At 73.9% G+C, this 4,069-nt stretch carries 4 protein-coding genes; all 4 read left to right on the forward strand.

The window, feature by feature from the left end; all coding sequences use genetic code 11:
- The first annotated feature begins 33 nt into the window (after positions 1–33).
- The 4 genes from LE548_RS44580 (at position 34) to LE548_RS44595 (ending at position 4,036) form a co-directional block, all read left to right on the forward strand.
- Positions 34–1,422: an MFS transporter gene (locus LE548_RS44580; RefSeq protein WP_374116265.1), complete on the forward strand. Its 1,389-nt coding sequence runs from the start codon at positions 34–36 to the stop codon at positions 1,420–1,422.
- Between the two features lie 216 nt (positions 1,423–1,638).
- On the forward strand, positions 1,639–2,514 hold the full coding sequence (locus LE548_RS44585) for an alpha/beta hydrolase (protein ID WP_225102755.1): 876 nt from the start codon (positions 1,639–1,641) through the stop codon (positions 2,512–2,514).
- Entirely contained in the window at positions 2,511–3,041 is a 531-nt protein-coding gene (locus tag LE548_RS44590) for a hypothetical protein (RefSeq protein WP_225102756.1), read from the forward strand. Before LE548_RS44585 ends, LE548_RS44590 begins: the two co-directional genes overlap by 4 nt.
- A gap of 5 nt (positions 3,042–3,046) precedes the next feature.
- On the forward strand, positions 3,047–4,036 hold the full coding sequence (locus tag LE548_RS44595) for an MsnO8 family LLM class oxidoreductase (RefSeq protein WP_225102757.1): 990 nt from the start codon (positions 3,047–3,049) through the stop codon (positions 4,034–4,036).
- Positions 4,037–4,069 lie beyond the last annotated feature (33 nt).

Raw genomic sequence — 4,069 nt, forward strand, 5'->3', positions numbered from 1 at the left:
GGTCCGGGTGGTCCGGGTGGTCCGGGTGGTCCGGTGGAGTCGCAGGGGTTGACGTCGCGGATGCGGCTGACGCTGGTGGTGCTGCTGGTCGCGCAGTTCATGCTGGCGGTGGACTTCTCGATCCTGAACGTGGCACTGCCGGTGATCGGCAAGGGGCTGGGATTCTCGCTGGGCAACCTGCAGTGGATCGCGACCGCGTTCGCGCTGTGCGCGGCCGGGTTCACCCTGCTGTTCGGCCGGGTCGCGGACCTGTTCGGCCGGCGCCGGCTCTTCCTGGGCGGCCTGGCCGTCCTCGGCCTGGCCTCCCTCGCCGGCGGTCTGGCCACCAGCCCCGCGATCCTCATCACCGCCCGCATCTTCCAAGGGCTTGCGACCGCGGCGGTCACCCCGGCCGGTCTGTCCCTGCTCACCACCTCCTTCCCCGAAGGACCCCTGCGCCAGAAGGCCCTCGGCCTGAACGGGGCCCTGATGTCGGCCGGGTTCACCACCGGCGCCATCCTCGGCGGCGTCCTGACCGACCTGCTCTCCTGGCGCTGGTCGTTCTTCATCAACGTGCCCGTCGCCGCCGCCGTCCTGGTCATCGCCCCGATGGTGCTGGCCGAGTCCCGCCCCGCCACCCGACCCCGCCTGGACCTGCCCGGCGCGTTGAGTGTCACCCTCGGCCTGCTCGCCGTCGTCTTCGGCTTCACCCAGGCCGGCGAACACGGCTGGACCAACCCCACCGCCCTCACCGTGCTCGCCGCCGGGATCGTGCTGCTCATCGCGTTCTACTTCATCGAACGCAAGAGCCCCGCCCCCCTCGTCCCCGTCAGTGTGCTGTCCCGGCGCACCGTGGCCTGGGGCAACGTCGCAGGCGTCCTGGCCTTCGTCACCGAGACCTCCCTGGTCTTCCTGATGACCCTCTACCTGCAAAAGGTCCTCGGGTTCTCCCCGCTCGCCGCCGGCCTGTCCTTCGGCGTGCTCGGCCTGGGCACCGTCCTGGGCGGCACCCTCGCCCCCCGCGTCATCGCCGCCACCACCACCCGCACCACCCTCATCCTCGGCGCCCTGATCCAGACCGCCGCCACCGCCGCCCTGCTCCTCCTCGGCACCAGCACGCACAGCCTGGGCCTGCTGCTGCCCGCCACCTTCATCGGCGGCGTCGGCAACATGCTCCTCATCGTCGGCTTCATGGTCACCGCCACCAGCGGCCTGCCCGACCACGAACAGGGCATGGCCACCGGCCTCGCCACCATGAGCCAGCAGATCGGCATCACCATGGGCACCCCCGTCATGAGCGCCATCGCCACCGGCGCCATGACCACCACCACCGTCACCGGCATCCTCGGCGGCATCCGGACCGCCGTCGCCGTCAACACCGCCCTCGTCCTCATCACCGCCCTCACCAGCGCCCTCTTCCTGCGCACCCCCACCACCAAGTAGNGTCGCCGTCAACACCGCCCTCGTCCTCATCACCGCCCTCACCAGCGCCCTCTTCCTGCGCACCCCCACCACCAAGTAGCCCGCCCCGCCCGGCGCGGAGCCCGCGGCGACCTAGCCATCTGTCGGTTGGCGCGGGCGGCGGAGGCCGACACAGTGCCGAAGAGCGGCCCGCCCCCGGCCCCCGGCCCGGCGGGCCGCTTCGGAAAGGAGAAAGTCGTGAAACCAGGTACGGCCGGCCGGCCCGCCCCTGCGCAGGGACCTGTCCGGTGGAAGGAGATGCTGCTGCCGTCCCCCGGCCATCAGGTGCCGGTACGGGTGTACCGGCCCGACGCGCCGCTCGCCGGCTGGCTGGTCTGGGCGCACGGCGGCAGCTGGCAGTACGGTTCGGCGGCCCAGTGGCACGAGGTCACCGCGGATCTCGCCCGGTTCTCGGGCCGCGGTGTCGTCAGTGTCGACTACCGGCTGGCGCCCGTGCACCGGCATCCGGCCGCCCTGCTGGACGTGCTGACCGCGGTGCGCTGGGCGCGTCGCGAGGCGGTGCGGGAGACCGGCGCGCCGTTGGTGGCCGTCGGCGGCGACAGCTCCGGCGCGACGCTGGCGGCTTCGGCGGCCCTGGTCCTGCGGGACACCGGCGAGCCGCTGGCCGGCCAGTTCCTCGCCTACCCGCCGATCGACCCCGGGTGCCGCGCCCCGTCCTACCGGGCCGACGCGGAGGCGTACCCCTCCGCCGAACAGCTGCGTACGGCGTGGCACCGGTACCGGGGCGCCGCACCGGTGCACCCGCGCCCCGGCGTCCTGTACTCCACCCCGCTGGAGGCACGGGACGTCAGCGGGGTGGCCCCGGCCGTCCTGGCCGTGGGCGACCAGGACCCGGTCGTGGACGACGTCCGCGGCTACGCCGACACGCTGCGGCGGGCCGGTGTCCCGACGTCCCTGCGGCTCTTCCACGACACACCGCACGCGGCCCTGGTCATGCCGCCCCAGCAGTGGAGCGCGGACCGGGCGCACCCGATGCGCCAGTGGCTGGGCCGGATGGTCGCGGCCCGCTTCAGCACAGTGACCACCGACACCCCGCACCAGGAGGAGATGTGACGACGAAGAACGCCTCGCCGGAGGCCGTGGAGAGCACCGCGCACCTGGAGGCGCTGGAGCGCCACTTCGGGGACCTGCGCGACGGAACCCACGGGGACGCCGTGTCGCGTCAGGGCAAGGAGCGGCTGTTCCACGACGCGGTGGCGCTGCTCGACCCGTACGCCCGTGAGGTGCTGCGCGAGTTCGACTGCGACATGCTGCAAGGCACCGGAACCCTGGAGGCCACCGGAGTCGGACGCACCGCGGACGGGGGACTGGCGGCGCTGTGGACGCTGTCCTGGCCCGAACAGACCGATGCCGGAATCCGGCCCATCACGCTGATGGCGCACTACGGGCGGGGTTTCCACCATCCGCATCTGCGGGGCGCCACGGTGGCCGAGTGGCCCCTGAACGTCTTCACCGAGGAGCAGGCGGCCGCCGAGGTGCCCACGCTGCGGGCGATCGCCACCGCGGACCTGCACAACCTGGTGTTCCAGCGGGACTTCCGCATCGTGCCGTCGGTCGTCGCCGGCCGGAAGGGGGAGTGAGCGCGATGCGCGTCTCCGTTCTGGACCAGTCCCCCGTCGGGGAGGGGCACACGGGCGCCGACGCCCTGCGGGCCTCGCTCGAACTCGCCCGCCACGCCGATCGGTTGGGCTTCGACCGGTACTGGGTGGCGGAGCACCACCGGTCCCCGGGCTTCGCCGGCAGCGCCCCGGAGATGCTGGCCGGCGCCATCCTGTCCGCGACCGACCGGATCCGGGTCGGCACCGGAGGGGTGCTGCTGCCGCGCTACCCGGCGCTGAAGGTCGCCGAGGTGTTCGGTGTGCTGGCCACACTGCACCCGGGCCGGGTCGACATGGGCATCGGCCGGGCCGGCGGCCCGGCGGCCGACTTCCCGGCCCGGCTGCGGGAGCTGAGCTCGCTGCTGCGGCTGCCGGGCGGCGCGGACCTGTACCCGGAGGCCCTGACGGCGGTGCCGCCGGTGCCGCCGGAGCTGTGGCTGCTGGGCGCGAGCGCCGGGTCGGCCGCGGCCGCCGGTGAGCTGGGCGTGGGGTTCGCCTTCGCGCACTTCCTGGTGCCCGGTCCGAGTGCGCGTGCGCTGCAGGCCTACCGGGCCGCGCACACGGCCGCGACGGGCGAGGAGGGCCATGGGGGACTCCTCGCCGTACGCGCCGTCGTCGCGGACACCCAGGCACGGGCCGACGAGCTGGCGCAGGCCATGCTGCTGTGGCGCGCGCGCAAGGACCTGGGCGACGACCAGCCGCTTCCCTCGGCCGAGACCGTACGCCGGCACCGGTGGACGGGGCTGGAGTCGGAACGGGCGGCCCATCACGCGAGGTCCGTGATCCACGGCACGCCCGAGGACGTCGTACCGCGGCTGCGCGCCCTGGCCGAGGCGGGCGGGGTGCGGGAACTCATGGTGAACACGCTGACGCAGGACCCGGCCGACCGGGTCCGCTCCTACCAGCTGCTGGCCGAGGGATTCGAGCTGTCCGGGCCGCGGTCCGGGGCGTCCGTGGTCGCGGCGGCGGCCGGCTGAGCACGAAAGACCGTACGCGAAGGGGCCCCGCCC

It is taken from the genome of Streptomyces sp. CoH27 (genome assembly GCF_020181035.1).
GTDB classification, from domain to species: domain Bacteria; phylum Actinomycetota; class Actinomycetes; order Streptomycetales; family Streptomycetaceae; genus Streptomyces; species Streptomyces camelliae.

Bases quoted from the DNA above. Each gene is read 5' to 3' on its own strand.
- LE548_RS44595 (WP_225102757.1), top strand. From the start codon at position 3,047: ATGCGCGTCTCCGTTCTGGACCAGTCCCCCGTCGGGGAGGGGCACACG.